This is a genomic window from Variovorax sp. AB1(2024) (genome assembly GCF_037482385.2).
In the GTDB taxonomy this organism is placed as follows: domain Bacteria; phylum Pseudomonadota; class Gammaproteobacteria; order Burkholderiales; family Burkholderiaceae_C; genus Variovorax.
Genome location: NZ_JBBHKP020000001.1, coordinates 237501 through 259503, shown reverse-complemented (window position 1 = coordinate 259503; position 22003 = coordinate 237501). Strand labels below are relative to the sequence as shown.

17 protein-coding genes (1 of these 17 running past the window's edge) are annotated in these 22003 nt (G+C 70.4%); 9 read left to right on the top strand and 8 right to left on the bottom strand.

From position 1 onward, the window contains the following. The first annotated feature begins 34 nt into the window (after positions 1 to 34). Positions 35 to 5368, top strand: coding sequence for a beta strand repeat-containing protein (locus WIX39_RS01215; protein ID WP_409194365.1), 5334 nt, complete (start codon positions 35 to 37; stop codon positions 5366 to 5368). Positions 5369 to 5432: 64 nt separating this feature from the next. Here WIX39_RS01215 and WIX39_RS01210 read toward each other — a convergent pair whose 3' ends face one another. Beyond that, positions 5433 to 6293, bottom strand: a complete 861-nt coding sequence (locus WIX39_RS01210) for a ChaN family lipoprotein (protein ID WP_409194364.1) — start codon at positions 6291 to 6293, stop codon at positions 5433 to 5435. A gap of 24 nt (positions 6294 to 6317) precedes the next feature. Between WIX39_RS01210 and WIX39_RS01205 the strand changes: the two genes are divergently transcribed. After that, positions 6318 to 7415 carry an AbrB family transcriptional regulator gene (locus WIX39_RS01205; RefSeq protein WP_409194363.1) on the top strand — a complete coding sequence of 366 codons (1098 nt, stop codon included), beginning with the start codon at positions 6318 to 6320 and terminating at the stop codon, positions 7413 to 7415. A 61-nt stretch (positions 7416 to 7476) separates the two neighbouring features. Here WIX39_RS01205 and WIX39_RS01200 read toward each other — a convergent pair whose 3' ends face one another. Both WIX39_RS01200 and WIX39_RS01195 read right to left on the bottom strand, forming a co-directional pair. Beyond that, on the bottom strand, positions 7477 to 7755 hold the full coding sequence (locus tag WIX39_RS01200; RefSeq protein ID WP_172839907.1) for a BTH_I0359 family protein: 279 nt from the start codon (positions 7753 to 7755) through the stop codon (positions 7477 to 7479). A 115-nt stretch (positions 7756 to 7870) separates the two neighbouring features. Continuing rightward, on the bottom strand, positions 7871 to 9046 hold the full coding sequence (locus WIX39_RS01195; RefSeq protein WP_409194362.1) for a DUF3108 domain-containing protein: 1176 nt from the start codon (positions 9044 to 9046) through the stop codon (positions 7871 to 7873). Positions 9047 to 9161: 115 nt separating this feature from the next. On the opposite strand from WIX39_RS01195, the gene WIX39_RS01190 reads away from it, so the two are divergent. Continuing rightward, positions 9162 to 10262: a fumarylacetoacetate hydrolase family protein gene (locus WIX39_RS01190; RefSeq protein WP_409194361.1), complete on the top strand. Its 1101-nt coding sequence runs from the start codon at positions 9162 to 9164 to the stop codon at positions 10260 to 10262. A gap of 15 nt (positions 10263 to 10277) precedes the next feature. On the opposite strand, the gene WIX39_RS01185 is transcribed toward WIX39_RS01190, so the two are convergent. Further along, positions 10278 to 11057 (bottom strand): helix-turn-helix transcriptional regulator, encoded by a 780-nt coding sequence (locus WIX39_RS01185; RefSeq protein WP_106936672.1) that lies wholly within the window; start codon positions 11055 to 11057, stop codon positions 10278 to 10280. An 89-nt stretch (positions 11058 to 11146) separates the two neighbouring features. On the opposite strand from WIX39_RS01185, the gene WIX39_RS01180 reads away from it, so the two are divergent. The 3 genes from WIX39_RS01180 to WIX39_RS01170 are packed head-to-tail and all read left to right on the top strand — an operon-like array spanning position 11147 to position 14113. Then, the gene (locus tag WIX39_RS01180; RefSeq protein WP_106936673.1) at positions 11147 to 12904 is read left to right on the top strand and encodes an FAD-dependent monooxygenase; all 1758 of its coding nucleotides are present in this window, start codon (positions 11147 to 11149) and stop codon (positions 12902 to 12904) included. Beyond that, positions 12901 to 13113 carry a DUF2783 domain-containing protein gene (locus WIX39_RS01175; protein WP_081268043.1) on the top strand — a complete coding sequence of 71 codons (213 nt, stop codon included), beginning with the start codon at positions 12901 to 12903 and terminating at the stop codon, positions 13111 to 13113. The genes WIX39_RS01180 and WIX39_RS01175 overlap by 4 nt, the downstream gene beginning before the upstream one ends. Positions 13114 to 13138: 25 nt before the next feature. Next, a complete protein-coding gene (locus WIX39_RS01170) occupies positions 13139 to 14113 on the top strand; it encodes a Bug family tripartite tricarboxylate transporter substrate binding protein (protein ID WP_106936674.1) in 975 nt (324 codons plus the stop codon). Between the two features lie 116 nt (positions 14114 to 14229). On the opposite strand, the gene WIX39_RS01165 is transcribed toward WIX39_RS01170, so the two are convergent. Both WIX39_RS01165 and WIX39_RS01160 read right to left on the bottom strand, forming a co-directional pair. Then, positions 14230 to 15405, bottom strand: a complete 1176-nt coding sequence (locus tag WIX39_RS01165; protein ID WP_081268045.1) for a toxin-antitoxin system YwqK family antitoxin — start codon at positions 15403 to 15405, stop codon at positions 14230 to 14232. Further along, positions 15402 to 15815: a VOC family protein gene (locus WIX39_RS01160; protein WP_081268046.1), complete on the bottom strand. Its 414-nt coding sequence runs from the start codon at positions 15813 to 15815 to the stop codon at positions 15402 to 15404. Before WIX39_RS01160 ends, WIX39_RS01165 begins: the two co-directional genes overlap by 4 nt. Before the next feature lie 64 nt (positions 15816 to 15879). Here WIX39_RS01160 and WIX39_RS01155 point away from each other — a divergent pair, with 64 nt between their 5' ends. The 3 genes from WIX39_RS01155 to WIX39_RS01145 all read left to right on the top strand — a co-directional run bounded on the left by WIX39_RS01155 (position 15880) and on the right by WIX39_RS01145 (position 18674). Further along, on the top strand, positions 15880 to 17172 hold the full coding sequence (locus WIX39_RS01155) for a TraB/GumN family protein (RefSeq protein ID WP_409194360.1): 1293 nt from the start codon (positions 15880 to 15882) through the stop codon (positions 17170 to 17172). Between the two features lie 11 nt (positions 17173 to 17183). Beyond that, positions 17184 to 17555, top strand: coding sequence for a DUF2946 family protein (locus WIX39_RS01150; RefSeq protein ID WP_081268048.1), 372 nt, complete (start codon positions 17184 to 17186; stop codon positions 17553 to 17555). 204 nt (positions 17556 to 17759) lie between these two features. Then, positions 17760 to 18674 (top strand): copper chaperone PCu(A)C, encoded by a 915-nt coding sequence (locus WIX39_RS01145; RefSeq protein ID WP_409194359.1) that lies wholly within the window; start codon positions 17760 to 17762, stop codon positions 18672 to 18674. A 14-nt stretch (positions 18675 to 18688) separates the two neighbouring features. On the opposite strand, the gene WIX39_RS01140 is transcribed toward WIX39_RS01145, so the two are convergent. Together WIX39_RS01140 and WIX39_RS01135 are read right to left on the bottom strand one after the other, a co-directional pair. Beyond that, on the bottom strand, positions 18689 to 20419 hold the full coding sequence (locus tag WIX39_RS01140; protein WP_106936678.1) for a phospholipase D family protein: 1731 nt from the start codon (positions 20417 to 20419) through the stop codon (positions 18689 to 18691). Between the two features lie 114 nt (positions 20420 to 20533). Continuing rightward, on the bottom strand, positions 20534 to 22003 hold the 3' portion of the coding sequence (locus WIX39_RS01135; protein ID WP_106936679.1) for an ATP-binding cassette domain-containing protein. Its footprint extends 435 nt past the window's final position; the window shows 1470 of its 1905 coding nt (coding positions 436-1905); the start codon falls outside the window, past its right edge; its stop codon occupies positions 20534 to 20536.

Below are 22003 nucleotides of genomic sequence, written 5' to 3'. Positions count from 1 at the left end.
GCCAGAACGCTTCCAACATCCGAGGAGTCACGACATGAAAGCACGCAAGATCCAGAGCCGGGCCGCACGCGCGCCCATGTTCAGCCGCAGCAGCGTCGGCACCGCAGTGGCGATGGCGCTGATAGCCGCCGCTTCCGGTGCGCAGGCCGCAGAGACCACTGTCGGTGCCGCGTACAACGGCAGCGCCAACGGTACGCCGTCGGTGAACGCGGGCAGCAACAACACCGCCAACGTCAACGCCGCGATCACCGGCGCCAGCGTGGGCACCACCTCCACGGGCACGCCGTCCACGCCCAATCCGGTGGCGATGAGCACCAGCGGCAACCTGATCGGCGCGACCGCCACCGGCAACAGCTTTGCCAACGGCATCCAGCCCGCGCCCGGCCTGCCGGTGAACAACGCGGCGACGCTGGGCGTGGCGACCAACAGCGGCGTGATCAACAGCAGCGTCACGGGCAGCAAGCTCGCGGTCGAGTCGAGCACGCTGCAAAGCGGCAGCGTGGTCAACGCCGACAACACCATCTCGGCCACCACCACGCTCAACAGCGGCAGTTCGGTGGTCTCGGGCGCGGCGCCGGTGGGCGCGCCGGCGCAGGCCGGCACCTCGGTGCTGACCTATCCGGCGGGCGCGCAATTGTTCGACGCCAAGGGCAACATCGTCGTGACCTCGCTGCAGTCGGCCACCGGCGCAGGCTCCGGCGCGGTCCTGCTGAACAACACGGTCGACCTGATGCTGACGGCCAACGCCGGCAACACCATCACCACCGCGGCCGCGCTCGAGCGCAACTCGATCGCCGCGGTGCTCAAGGCCAACAGCGCCAGCAACACGGCCGAGATCCAGTCGGGCGGCGCGCCGTCCTTCGCGGGCTCGGCGGTGGTGGCGAACCTTCAGGCCAACGGCAACGGCATCCTCGCGGTCACGCACAGCGCGACCAACACGGGCTCGGTGGTCATGGGCATCGTGAGCGGGGCGCCCGCTGGCGGCGCCAACGTGCTCCAGGGGTCGCTGTCGGTGCAGGGCAATGCCATCTCCAGCGCGGCCACCGGCAACGAGGCGCTCGGCGCCACCGCCGGGGTGGCGGGCAACCGCATCCTGATCGACGACGTGAGCATCGCCGGCACCGGCACGGCCGCCACGGCGGCCAACAACAGCACGCACAACGGCGTGGGCGTGACCAGCAACGTCAACAGCGACCTGGCCATCGTCAACAGCCAGGGCAACATCGGCGTGACCACCTTCGCCCAGACCGTGGGCGCGCGGGTGCTCGCGGGCGTGCAGTCGAGCAAGAGCAGCCAGCTCACGCTCGCGGACAACAGCATCACGGCGGCCGCCACGGGCAACACCGCCTCGAGCGCCATCGCCAGCGGCCAGAACGCGGCGTCGTTCACCGGCACCGCCGCGGTGTCGAACCAGCAGGCCAATTCCGCCGCGGGCGTGTCAGCCTTCGTCATGCCATCGATCATCGCGGCGCAGACCGGCGAGTCGCCCGGCAACGGCCAGACCACCGGCAGCACGGTGACCGTGTCCGACAACACCACGGCCGCCACCGCGCAGGGCAACCAGGTCACGCAGAGCCTGGCGCTGCAGGCGGCTACCGTGGCGCTGGGCAACGGCAACGCGGTGCTCTCGGGCGGCACCGCCACCGACGGGCGCGTGTCGGCAAGCGGCGCGGCCACCCTCACCAACCTGCAGGGCAACTACAACGACGGCGGCGCCGCGGCGCTGAACCTCGGCTCGCAGATTCACCTGACCGCCAACGGCGGCGGCGCGCCGGTGGCGAACAACACGCTGGCGCTCAGCGGCAACCGGCAGGAGGCCGTGGCGCTCGGCAGCGGCGCGTCCAACACGCTGACGCTCACCGGCAATTCGGTGGGCACCGGCGCCGGCATTGCCAGCGTGCAAATGAACGACGCAAGCTCCGGCGTGGGCGCGGGGCTGTCGGATCCGGAGGCGCGCATCGGGGTCGACGGCAACCTCTCGGGCGGCTCGGCCGCGGTCGCCGGCAACCTGCAGCGCGCCATCGCCTACGGCAACTCGGCCACGAACACGCTGGGCGTGAGCGCAGGCAACCTGGCTGCGGCACCGGGTCCGATCCTGCTGGGCGCGGCGGCCTCGACGGTCACTGTCGACCTGGCCAGCGGGCTGCCGTTCAGCAACGCCGCCGGGGCACTGCCCACGGTGCGCGCGGCCTACGGAGTGCTGAACGACCAGTCGGTGCAGGCGACGGTCAACAGCGCGGCCACCGGGCCCAACACCTTCGCGGCGACCGTCAACGGCAACGTGTCGGCCGCCAGCGTCTCGAACAGCGGCAACGCCTTCGTCGGCGCCGCCTACGGCAACGACGCGGCCAGCGGCGTGGCGCTGGGGCTGAACAACGTGAGCGGCTCGAACGCCTCGATCGCGAACGTCACCAACACGCAGGCGGTGGCGGGGGCAAACACCAAAGTCTCGGCCATCGCGGCCGGCGGCATCGTGGCGCGCACCACCGTGGCGGGCACGCTCGCCAACGGCTCCGTGTCCAGCACGGGCAACACCGCCGAGGCGCTGGCCTACGGCAGCCGCGCCACCGCCAACACGGTGAAGGTGACGGGCAACAACATCGACACGGCGGGCCTCTTGCTGTCGGGCGCGACCTTGGTGGGCAACGCGCTCTCCACCACCGCGGCCTTCAGCGTGCAGAGCGCGCAATCGGGCCAGGGCTCGGTGTCGGCGCAGCGCAGCGGCGGGCCCGAAGTGCAGGTCGCGGTCGCGGGCGCGGTCAACAACTCGAAGGTGGATGCCAGCGGCAACACCACGCTGGCCGGCGCCACCAGCAACAGCGCCGCCAACGGCGTGAGCGTGAATGCGGTGGGCGTCTCGACCACCACCGCGGTGCAGAACCTGCAGCTCACCAGCGCGACCGTCGCCTCGCTGACGGGGCAGGAGGGCGCGTTCCTCACCAACAAGGACGGCGTGCAGGTGGTGCTGGGCGGGAGCATCCAGGGCTCGCAGGTCACGGTTGACGGCAACACCGCCGGCGGCTCGGCCACCGGCAACGCGGCGGCCAACGGCATCGACGTGAAGGGCAACACCATTGCCGTGGGCAACGGACTGCCGCTGGCCGGCGCGAGCAGCCTCGCCGGTACGGCGGGCGCGGTCGGCGACCATGCCGTCTCGAACATCCAGCTGGTGACGAGCCCGACGATCTCCTCCAGGGTGGCTGCCGCATTCGGCGTGGACACCGCCCCCGGCGCGGCGATCGGCGGCTCCACGCTGAGCGCGTCGGGCAACACCCAGGGCGCGAGGGCCGTGGCCAACACCGGCAGCAACGCCATCGCGCTCGCGGCCACCGATGTCTCCGCCCGCTCGGCGCTGCTGTCGGCGCAGGGCAGCACGGCGGCGGTGGAGTCGCGCTCGTTCCAGCAGGTGTTTGCGCCTGCCTCGGTGTCCGGCTCTTCGGTGAAGCTCTCGAACAACGGCAACACGGCGCTGGGCGTGATCAACGACGTGAGCAACAAGGTGTCCGTCGCGGGCGGTACCTCCGGCGGGATCGGGATTCCCGCGGTCATCACCCAGGGCGCGCTGCCCGGCAACACCATCGCGCTGGGCGACCAGGTGCTGGTGAACCGCCAGTCGGCCGGAACCTCCGTCACCAGCACCGCCGACACCGCGATCTACAACGAAGACCGCCTGGTGCCCGCCAACGCCGGCCTGAACGGCAGCAGCTTCACGGCATCGGGCAACAGCACCTACTCGGAAGCCTCGGCCAACCGCGCGACCAACGCGGCCTCGCTGGTGGGCGGCGCGTCGCAGTCGGCCAAAGTCGCGGTGCTGAATGCGCAGGACAGCAGCGCGGCCGTGACGGCCAGCGCCAACAACGCGACGAAGCTCACGCTGACCGGCAACAGCGCCCTCGTCGGCAGCAGCGCCACGCTGGACGGCAACAGCACCAGCGCCGCCGCCACCGGCAGCGCGGCCACCAACAGCATCGACGTGAAGAGCGGCGGCGCCATCGCCGGCGGCCTGGCGGCGCTGCCCGCGACCACGACCGGCCCGGCATCGTCGGTGACCGTGTCGGCCGACCAGGCGCTGGCCAACGTGCAGCTGGGGGCGGGCGCCGTGTCGGCCACCGCCACGGGCGTCGTCGGCATCGACACCGCACCGCTGTCGAACGTCGGCACCTCGACGCTGGGCGTGACGAACAACAGCCAGAGCGCGAAGGCGGTGTCGAACACCGCGCTCAACAGCGTGGCGCTGGCGGGTTCGAACGTGGGCGCGCGCTCGGCGCTGCAGTCGACGCAGTCGGGCACCGCGCCGGTGACGGCATCGTCCACGCTGGAACTGTTCGCGCCGGTGGCTTCCTCCGCTTCGACCATCCGCATCTCCGGCAACAGCAACACGGCGCTGGGCGTGATGAACGACGCGGCCAACTCGCTGAGCGTGAGCGCGGTCAACGCCTTGCCGCCGGGCGCGACGGGCTCGGCCACGCTGAGCGAGACCGGCAGCGCCGACAACCTCGTGGCCAGCGGCGACCATGTGCTGTCTAACCGCCAGTCGGCTTCCTCGACGGTTTCCAGCACCGCCAGCACCTCGATCCACAACGACGACAACAGCGTGCCCGGTACGCAAGGCCTGGCCAATGGCGCGCTCACGATCTCCGGCAACAGCACCTTCGCCGAGGCCTCGGCCAACCGCGCAGCCAACACCGTCACGGTGGCGGGCAGCGCGGCGCAGGGGGCCAGCACCGGCATCGCGAACGTGCAGGGCAGCACGGCGACCGTGACGGCGACGGCCGGCACCGTGGCCGACACCACCCTGGCCGGCGCGGCGCCGCTCAACGGCAGCAGCGTTTCGCTCGACGGCAACACCACGGCCGCTCTGGCGCGCGGCAACTCGGCGACCAACCTGCTCGAATCCGGCGGCGGCAGCGGCTACGGCGTGGCGGCAGCGGCGGGCTCGTCCAGCCTCGTGGCTTCGCCGCTGGCGCTCAACGTGGGCGCCAGCGCGGCGATCCTCAACAGCCAGAACAATGCGGGCATGGTCACGGCCACCAGCACGGGCACGAGCTACCAGGTGGCGCTCAACGGCACCGGCGCGGGCGTGTCGAACGGCACGGTCGGGGTCACCGGCAACGCGCTGGCGGCGCAGGCCTTCGGCAACAGCGCGACCAACCGCGTGACGCAGACGGCGCTGAACACCGGCACGCCGAGCGCGGCCATCGCCAACTACCAGGTCAACACCGGCGCGGTGACGGCCACGGTGACGAGCGTGAACTTCGGGGTCGGCGTGACGGGCGCGGTGGGCAACAGCACGCTGCGCACCACGGGCAACCAGATCACCGCATCGGCGACCGGCAACTCGTCGGTGTCGACGATCACCGCGCGCTGAAATCGCGCGCCGCCGGCGGGCTGCAAAAGCCGCGGACCTTTCGAGGCCCGCGGCTTTTTTTCGCTTACTGCGGGCTCGCCTTGGCAGGCCGGCGCAGATCGGCGCAGTAGTCCTGCGGGGGCAGCGCCGGCGTCTGCCAGATGCGGTCGTATTCGCCGGGCACCACGTTCGCCAGCGTGGGTGCGGCCAGCATGCGCACCGTGGCGATCCTTACGTCGTTCGGCAAGTGCTGCGGCACGCCGAGGGTGCGCACCACATGGCCGGAGCCGGCGATCAGCAGCACCGTCTTGCCGGGCTGCCGCGCCTTGACGATGGCCTGCGCCATCGCGCGGTCGCGGCCCACCTGGATGCGGGTCATGGGAATGATCTGCGACTCGGGCAAGAGCTTGCAGTGGCCCTCGCGCACCGCGTCCTGCTGCGCGACGTAGGCATCGTTGCCGAGCTGCGCGTCGAGCGAGACGTCCGCCATCGCGTCTTTCATGCGGGCGCGCGGCAGGTTGGCGCCGACCACGGGCACGCCCGCGCGCACGGCGGCCATCACGGCCGGGCCGTAACTGGCCCAGGGCCAGGCCTTGTCGCTCCAGTCGAGCGCGGCCCGCACCTGGGCTTCGGTGGCGGTGGGTGCCACGTGGGCGGTGCCGCGGCCTTCTTCCGCCATCTCGAGCGCCAGCGCGGCGAGCTGGCCGCGCGCGACCAGCGCCTCGACGGTTTCGCGCTCGATGACGTGGTGCTCGGGTGCGTCATGCTGCTCGCCGAGCAGCAGGGCGTCAACCGGCAGCAGCGCGGCGACGCGGCGTGCGACGGGGGCGTCGGGCGCGTCGGACGACAGCGCCGAGCAGCCGGCGAGGGCGGCCGCAACCAGCGTGGCGACGAGGAGAAAGGGAAGGCGGGGAGCCCGCGCTGGCGAGAATCGTGAAAGAGCCATCGCGCCATACTAGGCCTTCGGCGCATGCGCGCCCTGCCGTCCAATCCCGCTACTTCCTGTCCGTCCGTGCCTCTCCCCTTCATCGTCCGCGTGACCGCCACGCTGCTGCTGGCGCTCGCCGCCGCGGGTGTCTGCCTGGCGCTGCACACGCCGCTGCCCTGGATGATCGGCCCGCTGATCGCGGTGTCGCTGGCTTCCATCGCCGGCCTGCCGACCGCCAGCCTCACACCGCTGCGCAACGCGGGCCAGTGGACCATCGGCACCGCGCTGGGGCTGTACTTCACGCCGCACGTGGTGTCGCTGGTGGCCGGTGTGTGGTGGGCGATCGCGCTGGCGATCGGCTGGGCGCTGCTGCTGGGCTGGGGCTTCGGGCGCTGGCTGCACGGGGTGCATGCGGCGCGCATGCCGCATGTGCCGGCGAAGTCCATGAGAGCCACGACTTACTTCGCGGGCGCCATCGGCGGCGCCTCCGAGATGACGCTGATGGCCGAGTCGGCCGGCGCGCGCACCGATCTCGTGGCGGCGGCGCACAGCCTGCGGCTGGTGGTGGTGACGGTCACCATTCCGTTCGCGATGCAGTGGAGCGGGCTGCACGGGCTGGAGATCAGTCCGCCCGGCGCGCGCGAGGTGAACCCGGGCGGGCTCGCGCTGCTTGCGGTGGCGACCGGCATCGGCGCTCTGGCGATGCGCGCGCTGAAGCGCACCAACCCGTGGTTCATGGGACCGCTGCTGGTGGCGATGGGCTTCACCGTGGCCGGGCATTCGCTGTCGGCGGTGCCGGCATGGATGTCGAACACGGCGCAGCTGGTGATCGCGGTGAGCCTGGGCGTGCGCTTCAGCCGGGAGTTCCTTCACACGGCGCCGCGCTGGCTAGGCTCGGTGGCGCTCGGCACCTTCGGCATGCTGGCGCTGTGCGGCGCGGTGGCCTGGCTGCTGGCATGGGCAACCGGGCTGCACCCGGCCACCATGATCCTGGGCACCTCGCCGGGCGGCATCGCAGAGATGTCGATCACGGCCAAGGTGCTGCAGCTGGGCGTGCCGGTGGTCACGGCGTTCCAGGTGTGCCGGCTGGTGGCGGTGCTGCTGCTGGTGGGGCCGATGTACCGGTGGATCTACCGCTGAAGAGCGGCTGCCCATGAAAAAAGCGCCCTGAGAGGCGCTTTTTGCTGGGGACAGGAGCGAATCAGTGCACGAGCACCGGCGTGTGGGCCAGCTCGGCATAGCCTTCCAGCGTGTCTTCGACTTCTTCCTGGGTGGGGGTGTTGAGCTGCCAGGCGGCGATCTGCTGCTGGAAAAGCTCGGCCCAGGAGCCGTCGAGGTAGACCTCCTTGCCTGAACGCTTGTCCACGATTTCGAAGCCGTGGCGTTCGAGGACCGGCATGTTCGGCTGCGCGGGTTCGTCGCCTTCGGTGGGTTGCACGTGGACGACGACGAAAGACTCCGAGTCATAAAGCATGTTCATGGCGGGCCCCGTAAGGATGTCGATGGCATTCATGGAGAGTACTTAGCAATCAACGCGCCAGTTTCAAGACCCGTTGTCTTTTGTTTACTTTCAACGTCGATATGTGCGTTTTGCCTCAATTTGTGGGGCTCGTGGGTAGGGATTTGCGCAACTGCGCGTCGGCGAAGTTGCCGTTGGGCTCGGTTTGCTTGATTCGCACGGGCAGATAGCCGTAGTCCGGCGCCAGCCAGAGCTCCAGCTTGCTGTCGAACTGCTGGCGCGGACTGCGGGTGAGCTTGCGCGCCCGGTATTCGCCGGCCGGCAGGCTCAGCTGCTCCTCGTCGCCGACCACGAAGACCCAGACGCCCGCGTCGCGCGGACCCACGGTCTGCACCGAAATCTGGGTGCCCGCCGGGTAGCGGCCCGGGTCGCCCGCCAGCAGGCCTCCGAGCTGCATCATGATGCTCAGCCGGTCCTGCGCGCCGGCCAGCAGCGGCACGGAGGGCGCGTTGTTGCTGAACACCACCTGCCCCTGGTCGCGCACGAAATGCGACGCCACCTCGGACTTGCGGCTCTCCGAGTAACGGTCCGGCTCGATGCCCGACGGGCCGATGCGGCCGGTGCTGTGCTGGCTGCGGATGGTGCTGAACAGCACCTTCAGCGTCAGCCGGGCGTCGTAGCGGCTGCCGTCCTGCAGCCAGGTCAGCTCGCCGAACACGCCCTGCATGGGAGACGAGCCGTCTTGCCCGGTGGCCGTGAAGTCGAGCGTCACCGAACCCGGAATGCGCAGCGACTGGGTACCGACGATGTTGCCGGACGCGGGATTCGCAGCGCCGGCGGACGCGCCCGCCGCGCCGTCGCCGGTGCCTGCGCCGCTCCCCGCGGCGGCGGCCGGGGCTTCAGCCGGCGTTGCTCCTGAATCCGTAGCGGGCTGCGCCGTCAGGTCGGGCGTTTCCGGTTCCTTGGGCGCCGCGTTGTCGGCCTGGGGCACGGGCGCCGGTGCCGGCTTGGGCTTCGGCACCGACGGCGCGCGGGCCCGGCGCGGCTTCACCGGGGCCGGCGGCCGGGCTTCAGGCGGCGCTGCGGCGGCCGGCGCGGCCGGCTTTTCGGAAGCGGGCGGCGCGATCACGATCGTGCGCGTGATGAACTTGTTGGCCAGCGGCGAGGGCTCCGGCCCGATGGCCGTCGGCGCCAGCCCGAGCACCAGCAGGTGGATCACCGCCACCAGCAGCGTCAGGGCAGCCAGTACCCGCCATGACGGGCGCCCGGGCAGGCCGGCGGGCAGCGGAGGGGGGGCGACGAGCGTCGGCATCAGAGTGTGGAGTGGGGCGCCGGCGCGGAGGTTCACCGAGACCACCTCGGTACACTGCCGCCCGTCCAACCAGTTTAAGTGGGAGCGGCAGCCGCCCTCACACACCTACCGCATCATGAAACTCGCCACCCTGAAGGACGGCTCGCGCGACGGCCAGCTCGTCGTCGTTTCCCGCGACCTCACGCTCGCCCACTACGCCACCGGCATCGCGAACCGGCTGCAGCAGGTGCTGGACGACTGGGGCTTCATGAGCCCGCAGCTGCAGGACCTGTACGACTCGCTCAACCACGGCCGCGCCCGCCATGCATTTCCGTTCGATCCCTCGATGTGCATGGCCCCGCTGCCGCGCGCCTACCAATGGGCCGACGGTTCGGCCTACCTGAACCACGTCGAGCTGGTGCGCAAGGCGCGCAACGCCGAAGTGCCCGAGAGCTTCTACACCGACCCGCTGATGTACCAGGGCGGCAGCGACGACTTCCTCGGCCCGGTCGACGACATCGTGGTGCCCAGCGAGGCCATGGGCATCGACTTCGAGGCGGAGATCGCCGTCATCACCGGCGACGTGAAGATGGGCACCACGCCCGACAAGGCGCTGGACGGCATCCGCCTGGTGATGCTGGCCAACGACGTGAGCCTGCGCAACCTCATTCCGGCCGAGCTGGCCAAGGGATTCGGCTTCTTCCAGAGCAAGCCCGCCACCGCCTTCAGCCCCGTGGCGGTGACGCTCGACGAGCTCGGCGAAGCCTGGCAGCACGGCCGCGTGCACCTGACGCTGCAAAGCAGCTGGAACGGCCGCAAGGTCGGCATGTGCGACGCCGGCCCGGAGATGACCTTCCACTTCGGCCAGCTCATCGCCCACATCGCCAAGACGCGCAACGTGCGCGCCGGCAGCATCGTCGGCAGCGGCACCGTGAGCAACAAGGGCGTCGAGAAGAAGGACGGCCAGATGGACTGGCCCAAGGGCTATTCGTGCATCGCCGAGAAGCGCTGCATCGAGACCATCCAGGGCGGCGCCCCCGTCACCGAGTTCATGAAGTTCGGCGACACCATCCGCATCGAGATGAAGGGGCTGGACGGCCGCTCGCTGTTCGGCGCGATCGACCAGGAGGTCGTGTCGACCGCCGGGCGTCCGAAGGAGGCGCCGGTGTCGCTGGTGAAGCCGGCCGCCGACGCGCAGCAGGACGAGGCGCCGGAAGAAGCGGCCTCCGAAGACTGACCCGGGCTCGCCCCCTCAGTGCGGCCCCGCGCCGCGCAGCAGCTCCTTCTGCGACCGTATTCCCAGCCGCCGGAACGCCCGGTACTGGTGGGTGCGCACGGTCGTCAGCTCCACGCCGATTTCCCGTGCCGCCTCTTTCGCGGTCTTGCCCGCCATCAGGTGGCCGATGACTTCGCGCTCGCGCAGGCTCAATGTCAGCAGCCGCGAGGCCAGCGCGGGCTCCACGGCTTCGCGCACGGCCATTGCGCTGCGGCCGTGCGCCGCGGTCGCGTCGGCCAGCAGCGCGGCATGCGCTTCGATGCGATGGAAAGCCTCCGCATCGAACTCGGGCTGCGCCAGACTCCGGTAGAAGCTCACCGCCACGCGCTGGCCGGTGGGCAGGAGCAACAGCACCGATGCCCGCTCGCGGATGCCCACGTCCCCGTAGCAGGCCGCGCGGTAGGCCGGGTCGGCCACTTCGTCGGCGCGCTGGTGGCCCAGCCAGAGCTGCGCGCGCTGCGGCAGCTTGCGCGCGGCGAGCCACGCCATGTTCGGATCGAGCAGGTCGAAGCGCTGTGCCACGTAGCGTTCCGACGTGCGCTCGGCCGTGCTGCCGTAGCTGCTCGCGGCCGACACCGCCTCGATGCGCCCCGCCGCGCTGACCGCGAACACGGTGCAGAAGGTGACGGGCATCACGCGCTGCATCGCCTTCAGGTAGCTGGTGGCCAGGTGCGCCGTGCCCACGCCGCCGAGCACGTCGCTGACCACGGCGGCGGCCAGCGCGGTGTCGGTGGGGTGGATGCGCCAGCGTCTCATGGGAAGGGAAAAAGGTCAGGGATTGGGGTAACTACCTCGTACGAAGTTATGACATCGGCAGCCCGCGCGCATCGGGACAATCCCGTCGCATGACGAACTCTCCCGCAGCCGCTCCGGGCGATGCCGCCGGCGGCCCCGTGCCGCCTCCGGCCAGCGCCACCGAACTCCCGCCCTCCGTCGGCGCCTTTCACTACACGCGCTACAAGCCGTGGACGCCGCCGCTCGAGCAGGACGGCGTGGAGCCCGGCCGCCACCCGGTGGTGATCGCCGGCGGCGGGCCGGTGGGCATGGCGCTCGCGCTGGGGCTCGCGAACCACGGCGTGCGCTGCGTGATCCTGGAAGCCGACGACACCGTGTGCGTCGGCAGCCGCGCGGCCTGCATCTCGCGCCGCAGCCTGGAGATCATGGAGCGGCTCGGCGTGCTGCCCGACTTCATGGCCAAGGGCCTGCCGTGGACCGGCGGGCGCAGCTTCTACAAGACGGCCGAGGTGTTCCGCTTCGAGATGCCGCACGACGCGCGGCAGAAGCTGCCGCCGATGATCAACCTCGAGCAGTACTACGCAGAGCACTATCTGCTGGAAGAAATCTTCCGCCGCAACGAGGCGACGCCGGGGCTCATCGACATCCGCTGGGGCACCGAGCTCACCGGCCTCGCGCAGGACGGCGAGGGCGTGACGCTCGACGTGCGCAATGCCGAGGGCAGCTACCGGCTGCACGGCCAGTGGCTCGCGGCCTGCGACGGCGGCCAGAGCTTCGTGCGCAAGGCGATGGGGCTCGCACTGGAGGGAACCGGCTACGAGGGCCGCTACGTCATCATCGACATCGAGCTGCACAGCGGCCATCCCACCGAGCGCCGCGCCTGGTTCGACCCGCCGTGGAACCCCGGCTCGACCGTGCTGATGCACCGCCAGCCCGACGACATCTGGCGCATCGACTACCAGCTGCGCCCCGGCCAGAGCACCGAAGAAGCGCTGCAGCCGGCGGCCGTGGCCGAGTTCGTGCAGCGCCACCTCGACGCCATCGGCGAAGGCCACCTGCCGTGGAAGACGGTGTGGACCTCGGTCTACCGCGCCGGCGCGATGACGCTCGACAGCTACCGCCACGGCCGCGTCGTCTTCGCGGGCAACGCGGCGCATGCGATGCCGATCTTCGGCGTGCGCGGGCTCAACTCGGGCTTCGACGATGCCGACAACCTGGCATGGAAACTGGCCTTCGTGGCCAAGGGGCTGTCCGGCGCGCCGCTGCTCGACAGCTATTCGCAGGAGCGCATCGAGGCTTTCCACGTGAACGCCGAGAACGCGATGCGCAGCACCGAGTTCATGTCGCCGCCGTCGCGCGGCTTCGACCTGCTGCGCGAGGCGGCGCTGTCGCTGTCCGAGGCGCACCGGGGCATCGCGCAGCTGATCAACCCGCGCCAGACGCAGGCCGTGCGCTATGCCGCTTCGCCGCTGTCGAGCCCGGGCGACGAACTGCCGGCGGGCCCGCTGCCGGGCGAGGCGGTGCCGGAGCAGCAGCTCGAGCGCGGCCACCTCACCGACTGGATCGCGCCCACCTTCACCCTGCTGGTGCTGCGCCCCGACGTGGCCGCGCTGCCGGCCGCCGACGTCGTGCGCGCGCAGCAGGGGGCGCTGCCCTTCGTCGTGCGCACCATCGCCAGCCCGGGCATCGCCGGTGTCGACGCGCATGCCTCGGCCGACGTGTTCGAGGCGCTCGGTGCGCAAGACGGCGCGGTCTACCTGCTGCGCCCCGACGGCCACGTGGCCGCGCGCTGGCGGCGGCTGCCGCCCGGCGCCCTGCAACCCGCGCTGGCACTTGCCGCCGCTGCCCTGGAGACCCTTTCAGCATGACCAACCCTGCTCTTCCCCCCGATGCCCGCGACCGCCTCTACGCCGAGTGCGCGCGCGCCATCAGCGAAGCGGGCGCCGAGCGCGAATCGCTGTTCCTGGCGCGGCTCGCGCTGCTGCTGTTCGAGCAGGTCGGCGACGAGGCGCGCTGCCGCGAGGCGCTGTCCGATGCATTGCACGCGCTGCCCGTACCATCGCTGTCCGCTTCCTGATTTACAAACGACTGGAGACTGATCCATGGATCGCCGCACCCTTCTCGCCACGCTCGCCTCCGGCGCCGCAATGGCCGCATCGCCCTTCGCCCGCGCGCAGGAATATCCCGCACAGCTCATCAAGTGGGTCGTGCCCTATCCGGCGGGCGGCGGCACCGACGTGATCGCACGCGTGCTGGCCGAATCCATGCGCCAGACGCTGGGCCAGCAGATCGTGGTCGACAACCGCCCCGGCGCCTCGACCAACATCGGCGCCGACCTGGTCGCCAAGAGCAAGCCCGACGGCTACACCATCCTGTCGGCCGACAACGCCGTGCTGGCCTTCAACGAGCACCTGTTCAGCAAGCTGCCGTTCAACCCCGAAAAAGACTTCACCTACATCGGCGCCATCGGCAAGTTCCCGCTCGCGCTGGTGGTGCACCCGGACTTCCCGGCCAAGACCTTCAAGGAGTTCCTGGCCTACGTGAAGGCCAACCCCGGCAAGGTCAACTACGCCTCGCCCGGCAACGGCTCGCCGCACCACCTGGCCATGGAAATGTTCAAGGTGCGCACCGGCACTTTCATCACCCACATTCCCTACCGCGGCGCCGCGCCGGCCATGGCCGACGTGATGGGCGGGCAGGTGCCTTGCATGTTCCTCGACCTGGCCTCGGGCCTGTCGATCATGCAGAGCAACAAGGTGCGGGTGCTGGCCATCGGCTCGGGCGCGCGCAGCAAGCTGCTGCCCAACGTGCCGACGCTGGCCGAAGTGGGCGTGCCCAACACCGAGGTGTTCGCGTTCCAGGGCATCCTCGGCCCGGCGGGCCTGCCGCCCGCGGTGGTGAACAAGCTCAACGGCGACCTGAACAAGGCCTTCGGCACGCCGGCCGTGCAGAAGCGCTTCGAGGACTTCGGCATGGAAGCGATGCCCGGCACGCCGGCGCAGTTCGCGGCGCTGTCGCGCGCGGAATCGAAGCGCTGGGGCCCGATCATCAAGCAGGCTGGAATCAAGCTCGACTGAACTCGCCAAGGGCTTTTTTTCTCGCGTAACACCGCGGAACCGGCTTCGCCGGGCCGCAGGTGTTGCCCCCGGGTAGGGGGGGCGCAGCGACACGAAGTGCGCGGAGCCTGGGGGCGTTACTTTGTGTATGCCTTGCGCGAGCCGTCCTCGAAGACTTCGTCGTCTCGCTGCAGCTCGCCGTTTTCGTCCCAGGCGCGTTCGCGCGTCACGCGGCCCTTGGCATCGAAGCTCGATTCGGCAATGAGCGTGCCTTTTTCGTTGAAGCGCTGGTGCGTGCCGATCGGCACCTGCCGGCTTCGGCCGACGAGCTGGTAGCGGCCCTGCGCGGCGCGCTGGCCGCTGTCGTAGAACTCGGTGATGTCGACCACGCGGCCATTGCCGTTGCCGCTGTAGGCCGACTTGCTGCTCGGCTGGCCGTTCAGGTAGTAGCTGTCGTCGCCGATGGGCTCGCCCGCGCTGTTCCAGCGCTGGTCGCGCACCAGCGTGCCTTTTTCGGAGAAAGCCTGCTCGCGCTGGCGGATCGAGGCGCGCTCCACCAGCAGGTACACCGTCTCGCGGCGCTTGACGCCTTCTGATGAATAGGCCTGCTCGGTGCGCTGGTTGCCCATGGTCTCGTCGAGCGACGCTGTCTTGCCGTTGTCGTAGAAGCTCTGCGAACGCACCCGCTTGCCCGACAGGTAAGACAGCCGCGAGCGCAGGTTGCCGCGCGCATCGAACAGGTCGACCTGCGACGGGCCGCCGCTGAAGCCGCAGAGCTTGGCGTCGTCGACCACCGGCGCCAGCGTGGGCGCGTCGGCGCAGCGCAATGCCGAGAGCTGGCCGCGTTCGGTGAACTCCACCGAGCTGCCGCTGCCGGTGTCCGGATAGAAGATGACGCGGCGCAGCTTGCCGTCGGGGTAGTAGCTGCGCGCCAGCCCGCGCTCCTGGCCGTCGTCGTAGGTGGCCTCGCGCAGTACCTTGCCGTTGGGCGAGAACTCGCGGGCTCGGCCCTGCAGGTTGCCCTTGGCATTGAGGGTGTGCTCCTTGGCGAGCTTGCCTTTCTCGTAGATGCGCACGAGGCCCATGAAGACGCCGTTCTGCACCTGCTCCTCGCGCTGCAGCTCGCCCGTCTCGCGGGCCTTGCAGCGCAGGATGCCCGTCTGGCCGGCGGTGGTGGCGCCGTTGGCCGGGTTCACGCTGCGACCGTTGAGCTCGCAGTCCTGCTGGGCATGGGCCGCCGAGGCCGCGAGCAGCGGCACGAGGACGGCAAGCCCGGACCCGAGCTGCCTCAGGCGCAGGCGCGGACTTGTCACTTGTCGTAAAGAGTGTCTAGTGAACGGAAGCCCTTGACCTCGATCGGATTGCCGAACGGGTCGCAGAAGAACATCGTCCATTGCTCGCCCGGCTGGCCTTCGAAGCGCACCTGGGGCTTGAGCACGAAGTCGGTGCCGGCGGCTTCGAGGCGCCCGGCCAGTGCCTGCCAGTCGGGCAGGGCGAGCGCGAGGCCGAAGTGCGGCATCGGCACCATCACGTCGCCCACGCGGCCGGTGCGGGTGGTGGCGAAGGGCTCGCCGAGGTGCAGGGAAATCTGGTGGCCGAAGAAGTCGAAGTCGACCCAGGTGTCGGTGCTGCGGCCTTCGGCGCAACCGAGGACATCGCCATAGAAGCGGCGGGCACCGTCGAGGTCGCGAACGTGGAAGGCAAGGTGGAAGATGCTTTGCATGGTTTCGGATTATGGGCAACGGTGCTGTGAGAATGCCGGACTTTCTTTCATCGTGGAGCAAGCCTTGCGGATACTCCGGATCCTCGCCGCGCGGATGCGCGGCATCTATATGTCGGCGCGGATGCGCGCCGTCGATTTCTCGGCGCCCTCGCGCCTCGTGCAGCGGGCACCGCGCCAGATCCTGGCGGGCGTGTGCTGCGTCTTTACATTCGGCGCCGCCCATGCGGCCTGCCCGCCCTCGGCCATCGCCAGCCTCGAGAAGCCGGGCGTCGGCCTGCGCAACGGCGTCGACCGCGGCATGCTGTGGCGCATCGAGCGCGACGGCCGCACTTCATGGCTCTACGGCACCCTGCATGTGGGCCGCGGCGACTGGGTGCGGCCCGGGCCGACCATCCAGAAGGCGCTGACGCAGAGCGACCTGCTCGCGCTGGAGCTCGACTCGCGCGACGAGGCCACCGCCCGCACCATGGCCCAGCCGGCAGACCCGGCGCTGGTGGCCCGGGTACTCAGCGGCGAGCGTGCCCGCCGGCTCGAGCGCCAGAACGCCGAGGCCTGCGTGCCGCCCGGCACCACCTCGAAGCTGCAGCCCATCCTGCAGGTCACGGCGCTGGCCGGCCTGGCGGGCCGCGCCGACGGGCTGTACCCCGAATTCGGCGTGGACGAGACGCTGGCCGTGTCCGCCCGCAACAGCAGCAAGCCGATCGTCGCCCTCGAGAACGCGGCCGACCAGCTGCGCGTGCTGACCGGCGAGTCGGAAGACGAAGAAGGCCAGCAGATCGACGCCGCGCTCGACGAACTGGAGTCGGGCAAGCTGCGCGGCCAGCTCAAGGAACTGGCCGACGTCTGGGCCCGCAGCGACGCGGCCCGGCTCGCGCGCTATGCCGACTGGTGCGACTGCCTCAACACGCCCGCCGAGCAGCGGCTGCTCAAGCGCCTGCTCGACGACCGCAACCCCGGCCTGGCCGACGGCATCGAGCGGCTGCACGCGAGCGGCAAGGGCGTGTTCGCGGCAGTGGGCGCGCTGCACATGATCGGGCCGCAGGGGCTGCCCGCGCTGATGGCGTCGCGCGGCTTCACCGTGACGCCGGTGCTGACCAGCGCGCAGGAGCAGACGGCGGTGCCGATGCCCGCGCTCGCGGCCCCGTCGCCTGCGCCGAGGGCGCGCGGTGGCAAGGCCGTGAAGGGCCAGCGCGTGCAGAAGGGCCAGAAGGGCGCACCGGCTGCCGCGGCCAAGGGCGGCAGGCCTGCGGCAGCTGCCAAGGCCGCGCCCGCCGCCAAGGGCGCGAAAGCGCCGGCCAAGGCAGCCGGCAAGGCGCCCGCCAAGGCCCCGGCCGCCAAGGGCAAAGTGAGCCGATAATCGCGACCGCCATGCACGCGCTGCGCCTTCCCACCCGCTTCCTCGGCCTCATCGGCCGCTGGGTGCTGCTGTGGTTCGTGCTCTCGCTGGGTGTGGCGGTGGCGTCTCCGCTGGTGCATCCGCAGTCGATGGAACTGGTGTGTTCCGGTGCCGGCCCCGTCAAGGTGGTGGTCCACACCGACGACGGCGCGCGCGAAATGGGCGCCTCGCACATGGACTGCCCGCTGTGCGTGCTGACCGGCGCCCCGCCGCCGGCCATGGTGGCGCCGGCTTTCGATCTTCCCCTTCCGCTGGGCCGCGTGGTCCAGTCGATTCCCGCCGCGCGACTGGCCGCGGCCACCGCCGCGCCCCTGCCGGCGCGCGGCCCCCCGACTTTCTCCTGACGCTCTCGAAACGATAGCTGCATTCGCGCGCCCGGCGTGCGCACGCGGCTTGTCCGGTTTGAAGTTCGATGGAGAAGGCTCCTCTTGAAAAAAGCAATCCCGCGCCCTGCCGTTGCTGCTCGGCGCAACCCCGCAACCCACCTGTGTGGCCGAACGCAAGTTCGACCTTTGACTTTCCCGTTCCAACCCCAAAGGATCCGCGACATGACGAAACCGATGGCCGCCATCACCCTGCGAACCCTCGCCGCCTGCGCCATGCTGGCCGGCACCACCGCCGCGCTGGCGCACGTGACGCTGCCGCCCGGCGGCGCCACCGTCGGCAGCGACTACAACGCCGCCTTCCGCGTCGGCCACGCCTGCGAAGGCGCCAAGGCCACGACTGGGCTGGCCGTGCGCCTGCCCAAGGGCTTCGTGCTGAGCGACGCCCAGGCGCGCAAGGGCTGGAAGCTCGACGTGACGAAAAGCGGCGACGGCGAAGTGCGCTGGACCGCCGAGACCCCCGGCAACGCCTTGCCCGGCAGCGAGCGCTCCGAATTCGTCCTGCGCGGCAAGGTGCCGGCCACGCCGGGCACGCTGTGGTTCAAGGTGCTGCAGACCTGCGACACCGGCGTGGCCGACTGGGCCGAGGTACCGGCATCGGGCAACTCGACCGCCGGCCTGAAGAGCCCGGCCGCCAGGCTCGTGGTGGTGGCGCAAGGCGTGGCCACTGTCGACGTGCGCGACGGCTGGGTGCGCCAGTCGGTGCCGGGCCAGAGCGGCACCGGCGCCTTCATGAAGCTCACCGCGCCTACCGGCACGAAGCTGGTGAGCATCTCCACGCCCGCGGCCGGCACCGCCGAAGTGCACGAGATGAAGATGGAAGGCGACGTCATGAAGATGCGCGAGCTGCCCGGCGGCCTCGACCTGCCCGCGGGCCAGACCGTCGAGCTCAAGCCCGGCGGCTATCACGTGATGATGATGGACCTCAAGGGTGCGCTGGCCAAGGGCGCGACCGTGCCGATGACGCTGAAGTTCGAGGACGCCAAGGGCGTGAAGACCGCGCTGGACGTGACGCTGCCCGTGGGCGCGCCCGAGGGTGCCGATGCCGCCGGTTCGTCGGCGCACCAGCACAAGCACTGAGCGCCGCGTCGCGGCTACAGCAGCTGGTCGGGCGCGAGCGGGCCGAACAGCTTGAGCATCAGCCGCAGGCTGGCGCTGGTGTCGGGCTCGGTGGTCGCGTCCTTCAGGCCGCTGCCTTCGGGGGCGCGCCACACCAGCGAGCCGTCCGTCAGCTCGACGTGCCATGAGCGCTCGCGCATGCCGCGCTCTATCTGGGCCGATGCGGCGCGCGAGAGCTCGTCGCTGCGGATCAGCAGGGCGATCTCGGTGTTCTGCAATTGGGAGCGCAGGTCGAGGTTCATCGAGCCGACCACCAGCAGCCGGCCGTCCATCACCAGCACCTTCGAGTGCAGCATCGCCCGCGACTGCCCGGTGACGCCACCGCTGCCGGTGCTTCCCGAGGAGCCGAACACGTTGCCGAAGTTCGACTGCTCGCTGCGCAGCTCATAAAGCTCGATGCCCATCTTGAGCAGCGCCTCGCGATGGCGCGCATAGCCCACGTGCGCCACCGGGGCGTCGTTCGAGGCCAGGGAGTTGGTCAGCACCCTGATCTTCACTCCCCGTGCGCGAGCCTCGCCGAAGGCCTTGAGCATGTCTTTCCCGGGTACGAAGTAGGGCGAGATGATGAGCAGGCTGGAGCGCGCCTGGCCGATCATCTGCAGCAGGCCCTCGACCACCGTGTCGCCGTTGGCGGCCAGGTCGGAGGCTGCCTCGAGCGATGCCGCACCGCGCGAGGCCGCGGGTTTGTCGTCGGGCTGGCTGACCACGAGACCGGGGGCCTTCGCGGTGTCCGGGCCGGAGTCGGCGGGGATCTTGCCGGGCTTGTCGGCCAGCATCACGGCCGGCGCCCAGACGAAATCGGCGGTGCGCAGGTCGAGCGCCTTCTGGTCCCAGGCGCGGGCGCGTTGCTCGGCGGTGGGGGGCGCATCGGCGCTGGGCGGGTCGTCGCGGTCGCGGGTGGCCTGTTCGACCAGCTCCTGGTCGGCCTTCTTCGCGCGCTCGCGCATCGACTGCAATTCCTCGCGCGTGACCAGCGATTGCACGGGGTAGGCGCGCTCGTTGTTCCAGTAGCTGTCGAAGCTGCGCGACAGGTCCTGCACGATCGGGCCGATTGCCAGCACGTCGACATCGACGAAGTTGCCGTTGGCCGCGTTGCCGAAATAGGCGTCGCCCAGGTTGCGGCCGCCCGCCACCCCCATCACGTTGTCGGCCAGGAACAGCTTGTTGTGCATGCGCTGCTGGATGCGCGAGGCGTCGTCGATCGAGTTGACCAGGCGGCTGAAGGTGGAGTCGCGCGAGCCGGCCAGCGGGTTGAAGAGCCGCATCTCGATGTTGGGAATGAAGGCCAGGCCCAGCACCAGTGCGTCGCGGCCGGTGGTGTGGAAGTCGTCGAGCAGCACCCGCACCCGCACGCCGCGCTCGGCGGCGGCGCGCAGGCCCCTGACGAGGCGGCCTGTGCTGGCGTCGGCGTGGATGGCGTAGTACTGGAGGTCGAGCGTCTTCTGGGCGCCTTCGATCAGCGCGAGCCGGCTGCCGTAGGCGGCCTGCGGCCCGCCCAGCAGCAGGAAGCCGGATTCGTAGCGGGCGTTGGCGGCGCGCCGGCGCTGCTGCACGAGGTCGGCCAGCGCGGAGCCGGTGGCCGGCGCGGCGATGGCGGTCGAGACGGGGCGCTCGACGTTCTGCGGCAATTGCGCGCAGGCCCCGAGTATCAGCAGCGCCAGGAGCGCGGTGGACCGACGAAAGAAGGCTTGGAATGAAGAAGGCATGCAGCTTTCCCGGGGCTTGGGGGGCGAAGCCGCATATATAGCCTAGTCCGCGTCCCGCCGGCGTCGGACGGCGGGACGGGCGCGGCGCGGCGGGCGCGCTTTGGTTCGCGCCGGTCAGCGGCCGGCGCCCAGTTCTTCCTGGCGCTCGAGCGCTGCGAGCAGTTCGTCGTCGATCTTCGCGTGGCGCTCGGCGAGTTCGGTGGCGCGCGAGGAGTCGGTGGCATAGATGGCGCCGCCGTCGAGTTCGAGCATCTCGGTGATGCGCTTCTGTTCCGCTTCCAGGCTTTCGATCTGGGCGGGGAGCGCTTCCAGCTCGCGCTGCTCCTTGTAAGAGAGCTTCTTGCGCGCAGCGGTCGCCTTGGGCGCGACGGGTTCCGCGGGCGCGGCCGGCGCTGCTGGGGCCGGTGCCGCAGCGGGGGCCGCAGCCTGGCGCTGTTCGGCGATCTCTCGCGCACGCTTGGACTGGACCAGCCAATCCTGCACGCTGCCTTCGTACTCGCGCCAGCGGCCGTCGCCTTCATAGGCGATGGTGCTGGTCACCACGTTGTCGAGGAAGGTCCGGTCGTGGCTCACCAGGAACACTGTGCCGTCGTAGTCCTGCAGCAGGTTCTCGAGCAGTTCCAGGGTGTCGATGTCGAGGTCGTTGGTCGGCTCGTCGAGCACCAGCACGTTGGCGGGGCGGGCGAACAGCCGGGCCAGCAGCAGGCGGTTGCGTTCGCCGCCGCTGAGCGAGCGCACGGGAGAGTTGGCGCGCGCCGGGGAGAACAGGAAGTCGGAGAGGTAGCTCTTCACGTGCTTCTTCTGGCTGCCGATCTCGATCCATTCGCTGCCGGGGCTGATGAAGTCTTCCAGCGTGGCGTCGAGGTCGAGCTTGTCACGCATCTGGTCGAAGTACGCCACCTGGAGGTTGGTGCCGCGGCGGATCTTGCCGCTGTCGGGTTCGAGCTCGCCGAGGATCAGCTTCAGCAGGGTGGTCTTGCCCGCGCCGTTGGGGCCGAGCAGGCCGACCTTGTCGCCGCGCAGGATGGTGCCGCTGAAGTTGCGGATGACGGTCTTGGGGCCGAACGACTTGGTGGCCTCTGTGAGTTCCGCCACGATCTTGCCGCTGGACTGGCCCGAGGCCACGTCCATGTTGACGCTGCCCTGCACCTCGCGGCGCGCCGCGCGGCTGGCGCGCAGTTCCTGCAGGCGGGTGATGCGGCTCTGGCTGCGGGTGCGGCGCGCTTCCACGCCCTTGCGGATCCAGATTTCTTCCTGGGCGAGCAGCTTGTCGGCCTTGGCGCTGATCACGGCTTCCTGGGCGAGTTGCTCTTCCTTCTGCACGAGGTACTGCTCGAAGTTGCCGGGATAGGAACCCAGCTTGCCCCGATCCAGCTCGACGATGCGGGTGGCGACACGGTTCAGGAAGCTGCGGTCATGGGTGACGGTGACGACGCTGCCCTTGAAGTCGATCAGCAGTTGTTCGAGCCACTCGATGGAGTCGAGGTCCAGGTGGTTGGTGGGCTCGTCCAGCAGGAGCACGTCGGGCGCGGCCACCAGGGCCTGCGCCAGCGCGACGCGCTTGCGGGTACCGCCGGAGAGAGA

Excerpts from the sequence above, each read along its gene's own strand:
- WIX39_RS01215 (WP_409194365.1), top strand. The coding sequence starts at position 35 with ATGAAAGCACGCAAGATCCAGAGCCGGGCCGCACGCGCGCCCATGTTC.
- WIX39_RS01210 (WP_409194364.1), bottom strand. The coding sequence starts at position 6,293 with ATGGCTCTTTCACGATTCTCGCCAGCGCGGGCTCCCCGCCTTCCCTTT.
- WIX39_RS01205 (WP_409194363.1), top strand. The coding sequence starts at position 6,318 with ATGCGCGCCCTGCCGTCCAATCCCGCTACTTCCTGTCCGTCCGTGCCT.
- WIX39_RS01200 (WP_172839907.1), bottom strand. The coding sequence starts at position 7,755 with ATGAACATGCTTTATGACTCGGAGTCTTTCGTCGTCGTCCACGTGCAA.
- WIX39_RS01195 (WP_409194362.1), bottom strand. The coding sequence starts at position 9,046 with ATGCCGACGCTCGTCGCCCCCCCTCCGCTGCCCGCCGGCCTGCCCGGG.
- WIX39_RS01190 (WP_409194361.1), top strand. The coding sequence starts at position 9,162 with ATGAAACTCGCCACCCTGAAGGACGGCTCGCGCGACGGCCAGCTCGTC.
- WIX39_RS01185 (WP_106936672.1), bottom strand. The coding sequence starts at position 11,057 with ATGAGACGCTGGCGCATCCACCCCACCGACACCGCGCTGGCCGCCGCC.
- WIX39_RS01180 (WP_106936673.1), top strand. The coding sequence starts at position 11,147 with ATGACGAACTCTCCCGCAGCCGCTCCGGGCGATGCCGCCGGCGGCCCC.
- WIX39_RS01175 (WP_081268043.1), top strand. The coding sequence starts at position 12,901 with ATGACCAACCCTGCTCTTCCCCCCGATGCCCGCGACCGCCTCTACGCC.
- WIX39_RS01170 (WP_106936674.1), top strand. The coding sequence starts at position 13,139 with ATGGATCGCCGCACCCTTCTCGCCACGCTCGCCTCCGGCGCCGCAATG.
- WIX39_RS01160 (WP_081268046.1), bottom strand. The coding sequence starts at position 15,815 with ATGCAAAGCATCTTCCACCTTGCCTTCCACGTTCGCGACCTCGACGGT.
- WIX39_RS01150 (WP_081268048.1), top strand. The coding sequence starts at position 17,184 with ATGCACGCGCTGCGCCTTCCCACCCGCTTCCTCGGCCTCATCGGCCGC.
- WIX39_RS01145 (WP_409194359.1), top strand. The coding sequence starts at position 17,760 with ATGACGAAACCGATGGCCGCCATCACCCTGCGAACCCTCGCCGCCTGC.
- WIX39_RS01140 (WP_106936678.1), bottom strand. The coding sequence starts at position 20,419 with ATGCCTTCTTCATTCCAAGCCTTCTTTCGTCGGTCCACCGCGCTCCTG.